The organism is Nonomuraea sp. NPDC005983 (genome assembly GCF_040614375.1).
GTDB lineage: Bacteria > Actinomycetota > Actinomycetes > Streptosporangiales > Streptosporangiaceae > Nonomuraea.
This window is the reverse complement of record NZ_JBEXUP010000048.1, coordinates 1-16,211: the sequence shown is the minus strand read 5'-3', so window position 1 is coordinate 16,211 and position 16,211 is coordinate 1. Positions and strand designations below refer to the sequence as shown.

The 16,211-nt window shown below is 70.8% G+C and carries 14 protein-coding genes and 4 tRNA genes; 5 read left to right on the top strand and 13 right to left on the bottom strand.

Annotation, left to right across the window (positions count from 1 at the left end; all coding sequences use genetic code 11):
- The first annotated feature begins 27 nt into the window (after window positions 1-27).
- Together ABZ297_RS21650 and ABZ297_RS21645 are read left to right on the top strand one after the other, a co-directional pair.
- Window positions 28-1,437, top strand: coding sequence for a glutamate--cysteine ligase (locus ABZ297_RS21650; protein ID WP_355348831.1), 1,410 nt, complete (start codon window positions 28-30; stop codon window positions 1,435-1,437).
- A gap of 76 nt (window positions 1,438-1,513) precedes the next feature.
- Entirely contained in the window at window positions 1,514-2,533 is a 1,020-nt protein-coding gene (locus ABZ297_RS21645; protein WP_355348828.1) for a hypothetical protein, read from the top strand.
- 12 nt (window positions 2,534-2,545) lie between these two features.
- Here the strand turns inward: ABZ297_RS21645 and ABZ297_RS21640 are convergent, their stop codons facing one another.
- Window positions 2,546-3,262, bottom strand: coding sequence for a PaaX family transcriptional regulator C-terminal domain-containing protein (locus tag ABZ297_RS21640; protein WP_355348825.1), 717 nt, complete (start codon window positions 3,260-3,262; stop codon window positions 2,546-2,548).
- A 31-nt stretch (window positions 3,263-3,293) separates the two neighbouring features.
- On the opposite strand from ABZ297_RS21640, the gene ABZ297_RS21635 reads away from it, so the two are divergent.
- The 3 genes from ABZ297_RS21635 to ligD all read left to right on the top strand — a co-directional run bounded on the left by ABZ297_RS21635 (window position 3,294) and on the right by ligD (window position 7,284).
- On the top strand, window positions 3,294-4,991 hold the full coding sequence (locus tag ABZ297_RS21635) for an acyl-CoA dehydrogenase family protein (RefSeq protein WP_355348822.1): 1,698 nt from the start codon (window positions 3,294-3,296) through the stop codon (window positions 4,989-4,991).
- Window positions 4,992-5,198: 207 nt separating this feature from the next.
- Window positions 5,199-5,939 (top strand): crotonase/enoyl-CoA hydratase family protein, encoded by a 741-nt coding sequence (locus tag ABZ297_RS21630; RefSeq protein WP_355348819.1) that lies wholly within the window; start codon window positions 5,199-5,201, stop codon window positions 5,937-5,939.
- A 160-nt stretch (window positions 5,940-6,099) separates the two neighbouring features.
- Window positions 6,100-7,284, top strand: a complete 1,185-nt coding sequence (gene ligD, locus ABZ297_RS21625) for a non-homologous end-joining DNA ligase (protein ID WP_355348816.1) — start codon at window positions 6,100-6,102, stop codon at window positions 7,282-7,284.
- Between the two features lie 156 nt (window positions 7,285-7,440).
- On the opposite strand, the gene ABZ297_RS21620 is transcribed toward ligD, so the two are convergent.
- From ABZ297_RS21620 to ABZ297_RS21565, 12 genes are all read right to left on the bottom strand, one after another.
- On the bottom strand, window positions 7,441-7,791 hold the full coding sequence (locus ABZ297_RS21620; protein WP_355348813.1) for a cupin domain-containing protein: 351 nt from the start codon (window positions 7,789-7,791) through the stop codon (window positions 7,441-7,443).
- Window positions 7,792-7,819: 28 nt separating this feature from the next.
- The gene (locus ABZ297_RS21615) at window positions 7,820-9,238 is read right to left on the bottom strand and encodes an FAD-binding oxidoreductase (protein WP_355348810.1); all 1,419 of its coding nucleotides are present in this window, start codon (window positions 9,236-9,238) and stop codon (window positions 7,820-7,822) included.
- Window positions 9,235-10,317 (bottom strand): ABC transporter ATP-binding protein, encoded by a 1,083-nt coding sequence (locus ABZ297_RS21610; protein WP_355348807.1) that lies wholly within the window; start codon window positions 10,315-10,317, stop codon window positions 9,235-9,237. Before ABZ297_RS21610 ends, ABZ297_RS21615 begins: the two co-directional genes overlap by 4 nt.
- A complete protein-coding gene (locus ABZ297_RS21605; RefSeq protein WP_355348804.1) occupies window positions 10,307-11,098 on the bottom strand; it encodes an ABC transporter permease in 792 nt (263 codons plus the stop codon). The genes ABZ297_RS21610 and ABZ297_RS21605 overlap by 11 nt, the downstream gene beginning before the upstream one ends.
- Entirely contained in the window at window positions 11,095-11,967 is an 873-nt protein-coding gene (locus tag ABZ297_RS21600; RefSeq protein WP_355348801.1) for an ABC transporter permease, read from the bottom strand. Before ABZ297_RS21600 ends, ABZ297_RS21605 begins: the two co-directional genes overlap by 4 nt.
- Window positions 11,968-11,973: 6 nt before the next feature.
- Window positions 11,974-13,092, bottom strand: a complete 1,119-nt coding sequence (locus ABZ297_RS21595) for an ABC transporter substrate-binding protein (protein WP_355348798.1) — start codon at window positions 13,090-13,092, stop codon at window positions 11,974-11,976.
- Window positions 13,093-13,126: 34 nt separating this feature from the next.
- Window positions 13,127-13,702 (bottom strand): XRE family transcriptional regulator, encoded by a 576-nt coding sequence (locus ABZ297_RS21590; protein ID WP_355348795.1) that lies wholly within the window; start codon window positions 13,700-13,702, stop codon window positions 13,127-13,129.
- 571 nt (window positions 13,703-14,273) lie between these two features.
- A tRNA-Val gene (locus ABZ297_RS21585) sits at window positions 14,274-14,348 on the bottom strand.
- A gap of 20 nt (window positions 14,349-14,368) precedes the next feature.
- Window positions 14,369-14,440: transfer RNA gene (locus tag ABZ297_RS21580), tRNA-Gly, on the bottom strand.
- A gap of 51 nt (window positions 14,441-14,491) precedes the next feature.
- Window positions 14,492-14,562: transfer RNA gene (locus ABZ297_RS21575), tRNA-Cys, on the bottom strand.
- A 17-nt stretch (window positions 14,563-14,579) separates the two neighbouring features.
- Window positions 14,580-14,651: transfer RNA gene (locus tag ABZ297_RS21570), tRNA-Gly, on the bottom strand.
- Window positions 14,652-14,751: 100 nt separating this feature from the next.
- A partial coding sequence (locus tag ABZ297_RS21565) for a peptidoglycan recognition family protein (RefSeq protein ID WP_355348792.1) occupies window positions 14,752-16,211 on the bottom strand: 1,460 nt, incomplete at its 5' end.

Genomic DNA, 16,211 nt, shown 5'->3' with positions numbered 1-16,211 from the left:
TCCGATTCGATAGGACAGAAGGGAGTGATGGGACGAGATCTGGACAAAGAGCGGTTCTCCGAGGCTGAGTTCCTCCGCTTCGGTGAACGCCTTCACGAGCAGCTCGTGGTCCTGCGCGAGCTGCTCGACAGGCCCGGTTTCGGCGAGGGGCCGACGACGATCGGAGCCGAGCTGGAGCTGTTCCTGATCGACGAGAGGGGACGCCCGCTGCCGCGCAACACCGAGGTGCGCGACAGGCTCGGCGACCCCCGCGTGGTGCCCGAGCTGGGCCGCTACAACCTGGAAGTCAACCTGACGCCGCTGCCGCTGGCGGGCCGGCCGTTCGAGGAGCTGGAGAGGGAGGTCCAGGAGGCGCTCGCCCAGGTGGACTGCGGGGTCGAGAAGTCGTTCAAGGGCGGGGGCGCCGTGCCCATCGGCATCCTGCCCACGCTCGACACCGAGGACTTCACCGTGGACGCCATCACCGGCGAGAACCGGTACCGGGCCTTGAGCAGGGGCTTCAGGCGCCTGCGGCTGGAGCCGTTCATCGTCGCGATCGACGACCTGGAGCTGTCGGTCGAGGACGTGATCCTGGAGAGCGCCAACACCTCCTGGCAGGTGCACATGCGTACCCCGCCCGATCGCTTCGCCCGGCTCTACAACGCGGCCCAGCTCGCCATCGGCCCGGTGCTGGCGGTGTGCGGCAACTCGCCGATCTTCCTCGGCAGGCACCTGTGGGAGGAGACCAGGATCGCGCTGATGGAGGAGGCCGCCGACGACCGGGACGTGGAGCGCCGCTTCCGCAGGGACGGCCGGGTCACCTTCGGCTCCGACTGGGTGCGCGAGGGCGCGTACGAGCTGTTCGAGCAGTGCGTGCGTGACTACGACCCGGTGCTCCCCGACCTGTCGGACGGCGCCGCCCGGCAGGACGTCCCGGAGCTGCGGTTGCACCAGGGCACGGTCTGGCACTGGAACAGGGCCGTCTACGACCCCGCCGAGGGCGGCCACCTGCGGGTCGAGATGCGCGCCCTCCCGGCGGGGCCCTCGGCCGTGGACATGGCGGCCAATGCGGCGTTCCTGCTCGGGCTCACGCTCTCGCAGTCCGAGCGGGACCTGACCGGTTACCGTTTCGGCGAGGCGTACCAGAACTTCTACCGGGCCGCCAGGTACGGGCTGGGCGCCAGGCTGTCCTGGCCGGGCAGGCACGGCGACTTCGACGCCGCGGAACTGGTGCTGGAGCTGCTGCCGGAGGCCAGGGAGGCGCTGCTCGCCCACGGGGTGGCGGCGTCGGACGCGGACCCCATGCTCGACATCATCAGGCAGCGGGCGCGGCTGCGCCGCACCGGCGCGGTCTGGCAGCGGGAGGCGCTGGTCTGCTTCGACGGCGACAGGGAGCGGCTGGTGCGCAGGTACCGCGAGCTGGCGCTCTCCGATCAGCCCGTCCATATGTGGCAGTAAGCCAACTTTGGCCGCGCTTTCCTCGTCAAACTAGATCAAACGACGGCGAAGCGAGGAGAGTATGGCTCCGACGGGGATGGCTCCCACTGACAAGGCCCCCTTCACCTTGCGGCGGGAGACGGGCACGCTGGCCGAGGGTGCCGCGAAACTGGCGGGGGAGATCGGCAGCACCGGCGTCGAGGCGGTGCTCGCCCACGCCAACAGGATCGGGACGCACAAGGCGGCGTCAGGGGCGATGGGCTCGATGAACCCCAAACCGGCGGACTGGTACGCCTTCGACGTCAAGGACCAGGACACGGCCGACTGGTACCCGCAGGGGCTCACCTGCGCCGAGGACTCCGGCTCCGTGGGCGTGCCGGCGTTCCTCGTGAGCTGGTACTTCAAGCCGGGCCCGCCGAGGACCGAGCGCGGCATCAGGGTCACCTTCCTGAGCCCGAAGACGCTGAGGTACCAGCACGCGCTGCTCGTCGAGGCCGAGCCGGACGGCTCGTACGCGGCGATCGACATCCACGCGGGAGGCATCGCCTGCCACGGCGGCCTGCTCCTCGTCGCCGACACCACCGCGGGGCTGCGCGTCTTCGACCTGAACCACGTGCTCGACCTGCGCACCGCCCAGAACGATCTGGGCGACTCCGACCTGCTCGGCCGCCACGACGGCAAGTTCCACGCGTTCGGCTACCGGTACGTCATCCCGCAGACCGACTCCTGGCGTGTCGCCCAGCGCGGCGCCCGCTTCTCGTTCCTGTCGGTCGACCGCAGCACCAGCCCGCACACGCTGATCTCCGGCGAGTACCTGGAGGACAGCCCCAACGGCCGCGTCGCCCGCTGGGACCTGGAGCTGAGCGACGGCGTGCCCAGGGACGCCTTCGTGATGGGCCAGATGAAGATCCAGGGCGCGCTCTCGCACGGCGGCGCGTGGTACCTGAGCCAGGCCGCCGACGGCGCCACCAACGGCAAGCTGCACGTCTACGCCGACGGCGAGCTGACCACCCGCCCCTACCCGATCGGGCCGGAGGACCTGACCGTGCAGGGCGGCAAGCTCTGGAGCGTCACCGAGTTCAGGAACAAGCGCATGGTCTTCGGCGTCGCCCTGTGAGCTCTCCGGAGGTCAGTCCCTGAGATGGACCTGCAGCAGCTCGCGGTAGCGGCGGTCGAAGGCGTCGTAGCGGGCGCGTAGCTCGCCGCCCGGCCAGCCCTCCGGCAGCAGCTCCTCGGGCAGCAGCGGGTCGGCCAGCAGGTGGCGCAGCACCGCCGCCGACACCAGGAACCCCTCGGCCAGCCCGTCGGCCCGGTCGAGGGCCCGTTCCAGGCCGCGCGCCTCGGCCGCCCAGCCGTCGAGATCCCACAGCAGGGGGGTGGGGTCGCCGTGCGGGCGGCCGTCGATCAGCGTGCACTGCGCGGTGACCGACCGCGGCCAGGCGCGCAGCAGGTTGGCCGGACGCATCCAGGTGCCCTCGCGCAGCTCGGCCAGGCGCAGCGCGGTCATCGTGTGCCGGAACGCGGCCCGGTCCGCGGGGGCGCGGCGCTCGGCGGTGACCACGGCGATCTCCCAGCTGCCGTCCCACTCCCTGGTGTGCGGGTCGCGGCTCTCGTCCTGCCTGGCCTGGCGCTCGACGAGCCGCTCGGAGAGCGTGTAGCGGCCCCCGGCCTGCGTCAGGTCGCCCGCGGCCACCATGCGCGACAGCGCCACCCGCACGGTGCCCTCGGCGATGCCGAACAGCGCCCCGATGCGCACCAGGTGGCGGGCGGGCAGGCTCGGGGGATGGCTGCCGAGCAGCGCGCTCAGCACGGCCGATCTGGCACTCAGGGTGTTACGCTCTTCCATCGCGTGTTGATTATATGTAACACTCCGGAGTATGGGGCGCTATCTCATCGAACCGTTCGACGGCAGTGACCGCTACGCGACCGAGCGCTACCAGGGCGCGGCCGGGCGCAACTGGTGGAGCTGCGATCCCACGCTGCGCCTGCTCATGCGGCGCCATCTCGGCGACGGCTACGCCTGGGCCGAGCCGCATCTGGAGAAGCTGGGCGCGCTGATGGGCGGGCTGGTCGCCGCGAGCGCGGAGGAGACCGACCGCAACCCGCCGCGGCTGGAGAAGTACGACAAGTGGGGCAGGGACGTCAGCGAGGTCGTCATGCCGCCGTCCTTCCACGCTGCCAGACAGGCGCTGATGGAGAACAACTTCACCGCGCCCGCGTTCGCCGCCGAGGCCCGCGCGAACGGCGCGAACCCCGTCGCCCTCGCAGCAGCCTGGACGTACCTGCTCGACCAGGCCGACGTCGGGATGGGCTGCGCGCTCGGCACGGGCGGCGACATGGTGGTCTCCCTGGCTGAGAAGCACGCGCCCGAGGACGTCAAGGAACGGGTCCGGAAGCTCTTCGCCAACGGCTTCTACTCCGGCGAAGCCGCTCAGATGTTCACCGAGAGGACGGGCGGCTCCGACCTTGCCGCCCTGGAGGCGACGGCCGTCCCCGACGGGGAGTCGTGGCGGCTGACCGGCTTCAAGTGGTTCGCCTCCAACGCCAACGGCTCCGCCTTCGTCGTCCTGGCCAGGCTTCCCGACGACGCCGTCGCCCCGTTCCTCGTCCTGTGGGAGCGACGCGACGGCACCCGCAACGGGGTGCGCATCCGGAGGCTCAAGGACAAGCTCGGCACCCGCTCGGTGGCCTCGGCCGAGGTCGAGTTCGCCGGCGCGGAGGCGTTCCTGCTGGCGGGCGGCGGCTCCGGCTCCGGCCTCGGCACCATGATGAAGCTCACCAACGCGTCCAGGCTCGGCGTCGCCATGATGGGCGTCGGCGTGGCCCGGCGGGCGCTCGTGGAGTCGCTCTGCTACGCCCGCGCCCGCGAGGCGTTCGGCAGGCCGCTCATCGAGCAGCCGCTGATGCGCCGCAAGCTCGCCGAGCTGATCGTCGAGGTCGAGGCCGCCCAGGCGCTGGTCTTCGACGGCCTCGTCGGGACCCGGCTGCGCCTCGCGCCCGCCCTGGTCAAGCTGCGCGCGGCCAGGCTCGGTGTCACCGCCGCCAGCGACGCGATCGAGGTGCACGGCGGCAACGGCTACATCGAACAGTGGCCCGTCGCCAGGCTGCTGCGCGACGCGCAGGTCAACCCGATCTGGGAGGGCGGCGACAACATCCTCTGCCTGGACGTGCGGCGCGCCATGCTCCGCGAGAGCGCCCACGAGCCGTTCCTCGACCGCCTGCTGGCGGCTGTCGACCAGTCACCGCCGGGCGACTCCGCGACGGTGGACCTCGTGCGGGGGCGGATCGACGATCTCCGTAAGGCGATCACCGTCTGGTCCTCGCTCGACCCGGTCGCGGCCGAGGCTCGGCTGTATCCGCTGGCCCAGCTCATGGCCGACGTCTATGCGGCGGCGCTGCTGCTGGAGCAGGCGGGCTGGGAACGGCGCGAGCTCGGAACCGATCGCAAGGCCCTGGTGGCCCGGCTCCATGCCGATGCCCACCTCGCCGACCATGGTCCGCTGCGGGGAATCGACCGCCCCGCGGAGGAGCTCGAACGCTTCGATGATCTTGTTTCGGGAGCGCTCACCTGGTGACTCCGAACCCGATGCCCAGGAAGGCCCCCCGGGGACGGCCGAGAGCGACTTCATGGGAAACGTGGACGGCTCGACCGTAAGATCCTTGACGACGCCGCTCCGTCGCTGTTCCGTCAGAGTGAACAGCGATGATGATCGGGTGTATCCCGGCCGGAGAAAGGCGACGGCGATGATCGTACGGGCTCGGCGTGGGGCACGGAGGTGGCGATGACCGTTCGTGTCGAGAGCGACGGGGCGGTCACCACCGTCGTCCTCAGCAGGCCGGAAGCGCGCAACGCCGTCGACCGCGCGACCGCCGACGCGCTGGCCGGCGCCTTCCGCGACTTCGAGGCGTCCGACGCCGCCGTGGCCGTGCTGTGGGGGGAGGGCGGCACGTTCTGCGCCGGAGCCGACCTCAAGGCGCTCGACAACCACGTCGGCGAGGAGGGCGACGGGCCGATGGGCCCCACCAGGATGCGCCTGACCAAGCCGGTCATCGCCGCCGTCGCCGGGCACGCGGTCGCGGGCGGCCTGGAGCTGGCCCTCTGGTGCGACCTGCGGGTGGCGGAGGAGGGCGCGGTGTTCGGCGTGTTCTGCCGCCGCTGGGGCGTCCCGCTCGTCGACGGCGGCACCGTACGGCTGCCGCGGCTCATCGGGCTCTCCCGCGCGATGGACCTGATCCTCACCGGCAGGCCGGTCGGCGCGGCCGAGGCTCTGGAGATGGGGCTGGCCAACCGGGTCGTCCCGAGGGGAGAGTCGCGGGCGGCGGCGGAGGCGCTGGGACGCGACCTCGCCGCCTTCCCGCAGACCTGCCTGCGTGGCGACCGGCTGTCGGCGCTGGAACAGTACGGCCTGGCCGAGCCCGACGCGCTCCGCAACGAACTGCGCCACGGCCTCCTCGCACTGCCGGAAGCGGCGGCCGGCGCCGCCCGCTTCACCGCCGGCGAGGGCCGCCACGGCGCGTTCTGAGCCCGCGCGCGGCGGTTCGGCGGCGCCTGCCGATCCGCCACGGCGCGTTGTGAGCCCGCGCGGGGCCGGTTCGGCGGCCCATGCCGGGCCCGGCGAGTGTGCCGGAGGCCGTTCGGGCTGGTCGGCGGGATTGTCGGGGGCGGCACGTATGTTGGTCCGTATGCCTGACATCGAGGTCGCGGGGCGCCAGGTGCGCATCACCAACCCCGACAAGGTGATCTTTCCTCGGAGCGGTCACACCAAGCTCGACCTGATCCGCTACTACCAGGCCGTCGGCGACGCCGCGCTGCGGGGGGTCGCCGGGCGGCCGATGATCCTGAAGCGGTTCGTCCACGGCATCGAGCAGGAGGCGTTCTTCCAGAAGCGGGCGCCCGCCAAGCGCCCCGACTGGATCGAGGTGGCCGAGCTGCGCTACCGGTCGGGCCTCAGCGCCGAGGAGGCCGTGGTCAACGATCTGGCCCAGCTCGCCTGGGTGGTCAATCTGGGGTGCGTCGACCTGAACCCGCACCCGGTGCGCGTCGCCGACCTCAGCCACCCCGACGAGCTGCGCATCGACCTCGACCCCGTGCCCGGCGTCGAGTGGTCCGATGTGCTGGCGACGGCGCAGGTGGCGCGCGAGGTGCTCGCCGACCACGGGCTGGCCGCCTGGCCGAAGACGTCCGGGTCGCGAGGGTTCCATGTGTACGCCCGGATCGAGCCGCGATGGACGTTCGCACAGGTGCGCAAGGCCGCCGAGACGGTGGCCAGGGAGGTCGAGCGGCGGGCGCCCGACCTGGCCACGAGCCGGTGGTGGAAGGAGGAACGGCACGGCGTGTTCGTCGACTTCAACCAGAACGCCTACGACCGCACCGTGGCCTCCGCCTACTCCGTCAGAGCCGTTCAGGACGCCCGCGTGTCCACCCCCCTGACCTGGGACGAAGTGCCCGGCTGCCGGCCCGAGACGCACACCGTCGACACCGTCCCCAAGCGGCTGGCCGAGCTCGGCGACCCCTGGGCCGACATGGATCTGCACGCGGGCTCCCTCGACGCCCTGCTGGCGCTGGCCGAGACGCTGGGCCCGGCGCCCAAGCCGCCCAAGGGCAGCGGGCGCAGGCAGCAGACCATGCCGCTGATCGAGATCGCCCGGGCCGAGCACAAGGACGAGGCGATGGCGGGCCTCGACCGGTGGAGGTCCCGCCACCCGGAGGTCGCGGAGCTCCTCGAACCGGCCGACATCCTGGTCGACGGGATGCGGGGCAGGAGCAGCGTCTGGTACCGGATCAGGGTGAACCTGCAGCACGTCCCGGAGGACAAGCGCCCCGCGCAGGAGCCGCTGGAGGCCGACTACGACCCCTGGCGCCCCTGACAGCACGGGCCCGGAGATGCCGCGCCTGGGCCGGCCCGGGTGTCCCGCCCCGCGCCCGCGACGGTGCTGGCGGTCCCGGGCGCGAGGCAGGACGGTTCCCGGAGGGCCGGCCGCGCTCCTGGCCGCGCTCCCGGACGGCGAGCGCGGCCGCGGATGTCAGCGCGCGGTTCTGATCGTCACGTACGTCTTGCGGATCGTCTCGTGGACGTCCCAGGTGCCGCTCCAGCCGTCCGGGAGCACCACCGTGGAGCCCGGCGCGAGCTCCACCACCTGGCCGTCCTCGCCCGTGAGCGTGGCGCGGCCGGCGAGGATCTGGCAGATCTCGTGAAAGCCGTCCCTGACAGCGGTGAACGAGCCGGGCTCGCACTCCCAGATCCCGGTCTCCGTCCGCTCGTCCGACCACACCTCCAGGGCGGCCTCCGACTGCCCGGTGAGGCTGGTCGGCTTGGGCTGCGCGGCGGGGAGCCGGACGTCGGGGGCGGAGGCCAGGTGTGCCAGCGAGGTCAACAGTCGTCCCTTTCTACACGTTTCCCGGTCAGCGGCCGGAGATGAGGTTGGCGAGCCGGGCGTAGGGCGAGGTGGTGGTGCCGCGGTCGTTCTCGTGCCGGTCGGCGGCCCTGAACAGGGCGTAGATGAGCTGCACCCCGGTCCATCGCAGCGGCTCGGGCTCCCACTGGCGCACCTGGCGGCCGACCCACGGCAGCGCCGTCAGCTCGGTGTCGCGCCGCAGCACCAGGTCGCGCAGCGTGCGTCCGGCGAGGTTGGTGGTGGTGACACCGCTGCCCACGTACCCGCCGGCCCAGCCGAGGCCGGTCGCGTGGTCGAGGTGGACGGTCGAGCACCAGTCGCGCGGCACGCCGAGCACGCCGCACCAGGAGTGCTGGACACGGGAGTCGGCCGCGGCGGGGAAGAGCTTGACCAGCATCCGCCAGAGCAGCGCCACGGTCTGCGGCTGGGTGGCGCCCCGGTCGTCGGTGCGCGAACCGTACCTGTAGGGCACGCCGCGCCCGCCGATCGCGATGCGGTCGTCGGCGGTGCGCTGGGCGTAGATGTAGGCGTGCGCCTCGTCGCCGATCAGCTCGTTGCCGGACCAGCCGATGTGCTTCCACACCTCGGCAGGCAGCGGCTCGGTCACGATCATCGAGCTGTTCATCGGCAGCCACTGCCGGTGCTGCCCGGCGAGGCTGGCGGTGAAGCCCTCGGTGGCGCGGATGACGTACTCGGCCGACACGACGCCGCGCGTGGTGACAGCGGACGCGCTGCCGCCGCCCTGCCGGGGGCGGATCTCGGTCACGGTGGTGTTCTCGAAGATGTCCACGCCGAGCGCGGCGACCGCCGAGGCGAGCCCGACGGCCAGCTTGGCGGGCTGGATGCGGGCGCAGTGCGGCGAGTACGTGGCCTCCAGGGTGCCCGCGACCTGCACGCGTTCGCGCTGCTCGTCGCGGTCCATCAGCCTGAGGTCGTCGTCGCCGTAGCCCCAGGTGCGCAGGTCCTCCAGCTCCGCGCGCAGGCGGCGGCGCTGGGCCGGGTTGGTGGCGACGTGGACCAGCCCGCCCTTGTGGATGTCGGCGTCGATGCCCTCCTCGCGGGCCACGCCGATGACCTCGTCCACCGACTTGAACATGGCGTGCTGGAGGTCGATCATCGCCTGCCGGCCGCGGGCCTTGGCGTGCCGCTTGCGCGACCCGGCGAACTCGGCCGACAGCCACCCACCGTTGCGCCCGGACGCGCCGAACCCGGCGAACTCCTTCTCCAGGATCGCGATCCGCAGATCGGGCTGGGCCTTCTTCAGGTAGTACGCGGTCCACAGCCCGGTGTAGCCGCCGCCGACGATGGCCACGTCGTACTCGCGGGAGCCGGGCAGCCCCGCACGGCGGTCGGGGATGCCGATCTGCCGGTACCAGAACGAGACGCCGCCGTTGGCGAAGTCTCCGGTCAGCGGGATGCCTTTCACGTAAGCACAGCCTCCACATCGGGCTCATCAGGGAGAAGGACGGAATCGGCCACGCGCCAGGTCAGCGTGACCTCGTCGCCGCGCCGGGCGTCGCTGAGGCTACCCGCCTGCTCGCGCACCAGTGCGGGCGACCCGTCCGGCAACTTCAGCTCCAGTTTCCTGCTGGAGCCCAGGTAGATCTCGCCCGTCACGGTGGCGGGCAGCGCGTTCCAGCCGTCCTGCGGCTCGTGCTCGGCCTGCCGCACGGTCAGCCGCTCCGGACGGACGACGAGCGCGCCCGGCCCGCCGTCAACGGAGCCGGGGGCCTTCACCAGCCGGGCGCAGACGCCGAGGCCACCGGCCGAGACGTCGCCGCGCAGGATCGTCGACTCGCCGAGGAAGCGCGCGACGAACAGGGTGGCGGGCCGCTCGTACAGCTCGTCGGCGGGGCCCACCTGCTCGATGCGGCCGTTGTTGAACACGGCGATGCGGTCCGACAGCACCAGCGCCTCGTCCTGGTCGTGCGTGACGTAGACGAACGTGGTGCCGAGCTCGCCGTGGATGCGCTTGATCTCCAGCTGGAGCCAGTCGCGCAGCTTCTTGTCCAGGGCGCCGAGCGGCTCGTCCATCAGCAGCACGCGCGGGTTGTAGACGATCGCGCGGGCCACCGCGACGCGCTGCTGCTGACCACCGGACAGCTCGCGCGGGTAGCGGTGGCCGTACTCGCCCAGGTGGACGGTGGCCAGCGCGGCCTCGACCAGCTCGGCCCGCTGCGACTTGGGCACCTTGCGCTGCCTCAGCGGGAAGGCGATGTTCTCGGCGACCGTCATGTGCGGGAACAGGGCGTAGTGCTGGAAGACCATGCCCATGTCGCGCTTGTGAGCGGGGGTGGAGCCGAGCGGGTTCCCGTCGAGGGTCAGCTCGCCGCCGGTCTGCCTGACGAACCCGGCGATGATGTTGAGCGTGGTCGTCTTGCCCGAGCCGCTGGGGCCGAGCAGGGTCATGAACTCGCCCGGCTCGATGGTGAGCGAGACGTCGTCTACGGCGACGAAGTCGCCGTAGCGCTTGGTGAGCCGAGTGAGCTCGATGCTACTTGGCACGGGACCTCCTGGCGACGAAGAAGGTGGCGACGAGGACGAGGGAGGTGGTCAGCACGATGATCATCGTGGCTGCGGCGGCGATGGTCGGGTCGGTCTCGCGGGTGACGCTCGCGTACATCTTGACCGGCAGGGTCTGCAGGTAGGGGCTCTGGATGAACAGCGAGACGACCACCTCGTCGAAGCTGGTGACGAAGGCGAACAGGGCGCCCGAGGCGACGCCCGGCGCGACCAGCGGGAGCGTCACGCTGCGGAAGGCGGCCAGGCGCCCGGCGCCCAGGCTGGCCGCCGCGCTCTCCAGCCGCCGGTCGAACCCGCGCAGCGACGCGGTCACCGGGATCATCACGAACGGCAGCGCCAGCACGGTGTGCGCCATGACGAACCCGGCCAGCGTCCCGACGAGTTGCAGCTTCAGGAACACCGCGTAGGTGCCGACGGCCAGGACCACGCCGGGCACGATCATCGGCGCCAGCATCCACCCCTGCGCCAGCGCGAGCCCGCGCATCCGCGCCCTGGTCAGGCCGAGCGCGGCGGCGGTGCCGAGCACCGTGGCCACGACCGTGACCAGCAGCGCCACCTCGATCGACGTCCACAGCGCCGACGTCCAGGCCGGGTCGCTGAAGAAGTGCTCGTACCAGCGGGTCGAGTAGCCGTCGGGCGGGAACTTCAGCGACGCCTTCGAGGTGAGGCTGAGCGGCACCACGATCAGCGCCGGGGCGACCAGCCACAGACCGACCAGCGCGCAGAACGCCCACAGCAGGCCGCGTCCGAGACGGGCGGTCATCCCGTCACCTTCTTCCCGGTGCGGCGCAGCGTGAGCGCCAGCAGCGCGATCATGGCCAGCGTCAGCCCGAGCAGCACCACGCCCATCGCGCCGCCGCGTCCCCACTTGAGCAGGCCGTTCACCTGTGTGAAGATCTGCTGCGAGATGAGCGCGTCGGTGGGGGAGCCCAGCAGCGCGGGCGTGACGTAGAAGCCGAGCGCGCTGATGAAGACGGTCAGGCAGCCGGCGGAGACGCCGGGCAGCGACAGCGGCACGTACACCTTGGCGAACGCCTTGACCGGATGCGCGCCCAGGCTGCCCGCCGCCGTGAGCAGCCGCCGGTCGATCCCGCTCATCACCGCGTAGAGCGGCAGCACCATGAACGGCATCAGCAGCTGCACCATCCCGATGACGACGCCCGTCTGGGTGCGGATCAGGTTGAACGGGCCCAGCCCGATCGCCTGCAGCGCGCCGTTCACCACGCCGGTGTCCTGCAGCAGGATCACCCAGGCGAACGTGCGCACCATCAGGCTGGTCCAGAACGGCAGCAGCACCAGCAGCGTCAGCACGGCCCTGGCGCGCGGCCCGGCGATCGTCATCGCGTACGCGTACGGGTAGGAGACGACCAGCGCGACCACCGTCACCCACAGCCCGGTCGTGAACGTCCGGCCGAGCACCCTCAGGTTCTGCGGCTCGCCGAAGAACCAGGTGAAGTTGCCCAGCCCGGGGGCGGGGTCGGTGAACGCGCTGACCACCATGGAGATCAGCGGAAAGAGGAAGAAGACGGCGAGCACGACCAGCGCCGGCAGCAGGAGCAGTGCCGGGCGCCGGTCACCGGCCTCCCTGCCCGTGGTCGTGGGCAGGGAGACCGCTTGCAGCGTCGAGGCCATCGCGGATCAGCCCCCGAGCCAGGCAGACCACTTCTCGATCATCTCGGTCTGGTGCTCCGCCCACCACTTCGAGTCGATCTTGAGGGCTTTCTGTGCGGCATCGGGCCTGGTCGTCAGGAACGACTGCGCCTTCGCGTCCAGGTTGGGCTTGGCGTCGGTGTTGATCGGCGAGTACGAGGTCAGCTCGGTGAGCTTGGCCTGCTGCTGCGCGCCGAGGTAGTAGTTGATCAGCGCCATGGACGCCTTGGGGTTCTTGGCGTTCTTCGGCACGGCCAGCGAGTCCATGATCGGCATCCACTGGTCGAACGTCACCTCGTACGGGGCGCCGTTCTTGACGGCCGCGTACGCACGGCCGCTCCACATCATCGCCATGTCCACCTCGCCCGACTCCAGGAGCTGCTGCGACTCCGCGCCGGTCTTCCAGAAGACCAGGTTCGGACGGATGGACTGGAGCTTCTTGGTCGCCCTGTCGACGTCCAGCGGGTAGAGCTTGTCGGGGGCGACACCGTCGGCGATCAGCGCGCCCTCGAACGGGCCCGGCGCCGAGTCGCCCGGGTTGCCGGAGATGCCGCGCTTGCCGGGGAACTTCGCCGTGTCGAAGAAGTCCTTCCAGCCCGTGGGCGGGTTCGCGCCGAACTTGTTCTTGTTGTAGACGAGGACCATCCCGTACTGCATGGCGGGGACGCTGCACTGGGTGGCGAGCCCCTCGGGCACCTTCGACTTGTCGATGATGGAGTAGTCGAGCGGCTGGAGCAGCTTGCCGCACTGCGCCTCGGCCCAGATGGAGTCGCTGTCGATGACGTCCCAGGTGACGTTCGACGAGTCGACCTGGGCCTTGATCTTGGCGTAGTCGGTGGGGCCGTCCTGGAGGATCTTCGCGCCCGACTCCTGGGCGAACGGGTCGACCGCCGCCTTCTGCTGGCCCTCCTGGTAGGCGCCGCCGTAGGAGACGAACGTCATGTTGAGGCCGCTCAGGGCGTCCTTCTTGATGGTGCCGGACTTGGCGGGGCCGGAACCGAGGTCGATGTCGGCGGGCGCGCCGGCTCCGGCGCCGCAGGCGGCGGAGAGAAGCAGGGATGCGGCGAGGCCGGCCATACCGGCCAGTCGCTTGGGGTGCTTCAGCATGGTTACCCCATCTGGTAGCGGGATTGAGTGTTGTTCAGGCTGGGGTGGGTGGGCTGACCACCCAGAGCACCTCGGTGGTCTCGTCACCGTCGTTGACGACACGGTGGGGGATCGAGGTGCGGTATTCCACGCTGTCGCCGGGCGCGAGCACCCGCGGGGTCGCCGACTCGGCGGGGCCGAGCCAGAGCGTGGCCTGGCCGCGGAGTACGAGGAAGATCTCCTGGGAGTCGCCGTGGGTGTACGGCTCGTCTCCTGTGGAAGCGCCGGGGTCGAACTCTCCCGCGTACATCTCCAGGTTCTGGAGCGGGCGCTGGGAGATCAGATACTTGCGGGTACCTGGCGCCGTATGCAGCTCGGGACGTTCTGAGCGGCGTACGACCCGGTGTCCCACCTCGTCGTCCTCGTTGAACAGGTCGGCCACCGTGATGCCGAGAGCCCCGGCGATCCGCCGGAGCATCCCGATGCTCGCGCTGGTCTGCCCGCGCTCCAACTGGCTGATGAAGCTCGCGCTCGCCTTGGCCTCGCCTGCCAGGCCGCGCACTGTCATGTGACGCATGTTCCGGTAGGCCCTGATGCGCGCACCCAAACGGGCGGTCTCCGACTCGGTCATCGAACCTCTCGGTTGGCTGCACTGAACAAGTTGTTAAGTGGCAATGAAGGGACCGTATATACGCATAAGAAACCCCAGCAAGGGGGCATTACATAACGAATGGGTAACCAATGGGCCAGGGTGCGGTGAGGTCCGGCCCCTGCGTTCACCAGGCACGGGAGGCCGGGAAGGCGTCCATCTCCTTGCGGATCCGGTCGTTCGGCTCCACGCCGTGGGCGGCGCGGACGGCCCCGCGACCGCACCGCCGAGCGCCCGGCCGGCCCGCTCGGCGTACCGGGCAGGGCAGGGCACCGCCTCCCGCGTCGCCACTGCCGGCGAGCTCGGGCCGGTAGGTTCCACGAAGGCCCGCTGGGGCTGCCGAGCCCCACCCGCTGCCCCTGCTGGGTGACCGTCCGCGCTCCGCCTCGCCCCAGGGGAATTGCCCGCCGGGTGGAATTCGGCGACCGGTCGCCCACCATGTCAGCGGCGCCGACAACTGTCGTGATCAAACCCGGAACAAAGAAGCCCCATACGCCCGGCATCTGCCGTGCGCTGGGGCCTGGTCAGACCATCACAGGTCTGCTGTGGAGCGTGGTGGACGATACTGGGATTGAACCAGTGACCTCTTCCGTGTCAGGGAAGCGCTCTCCCGCTGAGCTAATCGTCCGTATTGAGTTGAAAACTCAGAGCGGAAGACGGGATTCGAACCCGCGACCCTCACCTTGGCAAGGTGATGCTCTACCACTGAGCCACTTCCGCGTGGCGCTTGACCTACTTTAGCGGATCCTGGCGGTTATCCCGCCAGGGCCGAGGTGGAGACGGGATTTGAACCCGTGTAGACGGCTTTGCAGGCCGCTGCCTCGCCTCTCGGCCACTCCACCAGGAGATTGAACCTCCGAGCGGAAGACGGGATTCGAACCCGCGACCCTCACCTTGGCAAGGTGATGCTCTACCACTGAGCCACTTCCGCGTGTTTCCGGTGATGTACCGGTCCACGAGAAAACCATATCGTCTTCGCGGAGTGCCCGTGCGCAGCGAACGTCCGGCGGCGGGAAATCCGGGTGCGGAATTCAGCGGATCACCCGCACGTCCTCGGCCTTGACGAACGCGACGCGGTGCCCGAGCTGGATCTGGTGGTAGCGCAGGCTGCTTCGGACCATGACGTGCCTGGCGGGGCTGTAGGAGTTGGCCGAGTAGTAGGAGGCCGGCAGGGTGAAGCCGAGCGAGTAGAGCTGGCCGGGCTGGAGCACGTAGGGGAGCGGGGTCAGGGCCTGATAGGTGACTCCCTTACCGCGATAGGCGGATTTTTCGGGATAGGCGCGGCCGTACACCCTGACGCCGGACTTCAGCGGAGTGACCAGCGGGCCCTTCACGGGTGCGGCCGTCGGCTGCGCGGGCGGGTTGTAGAACCAGGCCTTGAGACCCAGGTACCAGATGGCCGTCCAGTCGCCCTGCGTCCCCGCCACGGCGAACCGCTGGCCCGTCGAGGCGCGCGCGCTGTGGTCGTAGACGCTGCGGGTGCTGGGCTTGCCGACCCGCTTGCCGACGTCGTCCACCAGCGGCGCGTCCTCGCGCGGCTCGGTGCGCAGCCACACCGTGGACGCGCCCTGATCAGCACAGGGCCGCTTCGCCGAGCAGCCCGTGAAGTGCGGCCGGTTCTCGGCGTAGTCGGGCAGGATCAGCACGGACGCCGGACGCTGCGCCCCGCCCTCCCGGCCGGACGTCCCGCGCAGCGGCTCCACGGCCTGCACGGACGTCCCGTGCTGCGCGCCCTTGATCGGTGCGGCGGTTCCGCGTCGGGCTTCCTGCGTCGACGCTTCCTCGTCGCCTCCCTCTCCGGTGTCGTCGACCGACTCCGTCGCCGCGCGTCCGGTCCCTTCGAACGGGCTGCCCAGCAGGTCGAAGTAGTGCGCCCAGTCCCAGTAGGGCCCGGGGTCCTCGTGCATGCCCGGCAGGGTCTCCGGCGTCGAGCCCGGGACGTTGTCATGGCCGAGGATGTGCGCCCGGTCGAGCGGGATGTCGTACTTCGCCGCGAGGTACTTCACCAGCTCCGCCGACGCCCGGTACATCGCCTCGGTGTACCACGTGCCGCCCTTGGCCAGGTAGCCCTCGTGCTCGATCCCGATCGAACGGGCGTTGAAGTCCCAGTTGCCGGCGTGCCAGGCGATGTCCTTGGTCCGTACGTGCTGGGCGATGTGTCCGTCGCGGGAGCGGATCGTGTAGTGCCAGCTCACGTACTCGGGGTCGTGGACCATCGACCGGATGCCCTGGTAGGTGCCTTCGGTGTCGTGGATCACGATGTAGTCGATCCGCCGGGACTCGCTGACCCTGTCGTGGTTGCCGTAGTCCGTCCGGTGGTCGAAGCGCCGGTAGGCGGCGGGCATCCACTGGCAGGCCAGGGAGGCCGGGCACTCGGCGGCGCCCTCGCTTGCCGTCCGGCCCCGTGGGGGCGGGTAACCCGCGGCATCGACGAGAGCGTGTACGTGGGTGACCGGGTGGTGGTCCTGTCCAAGGCCCCGGCGCGGGTGGT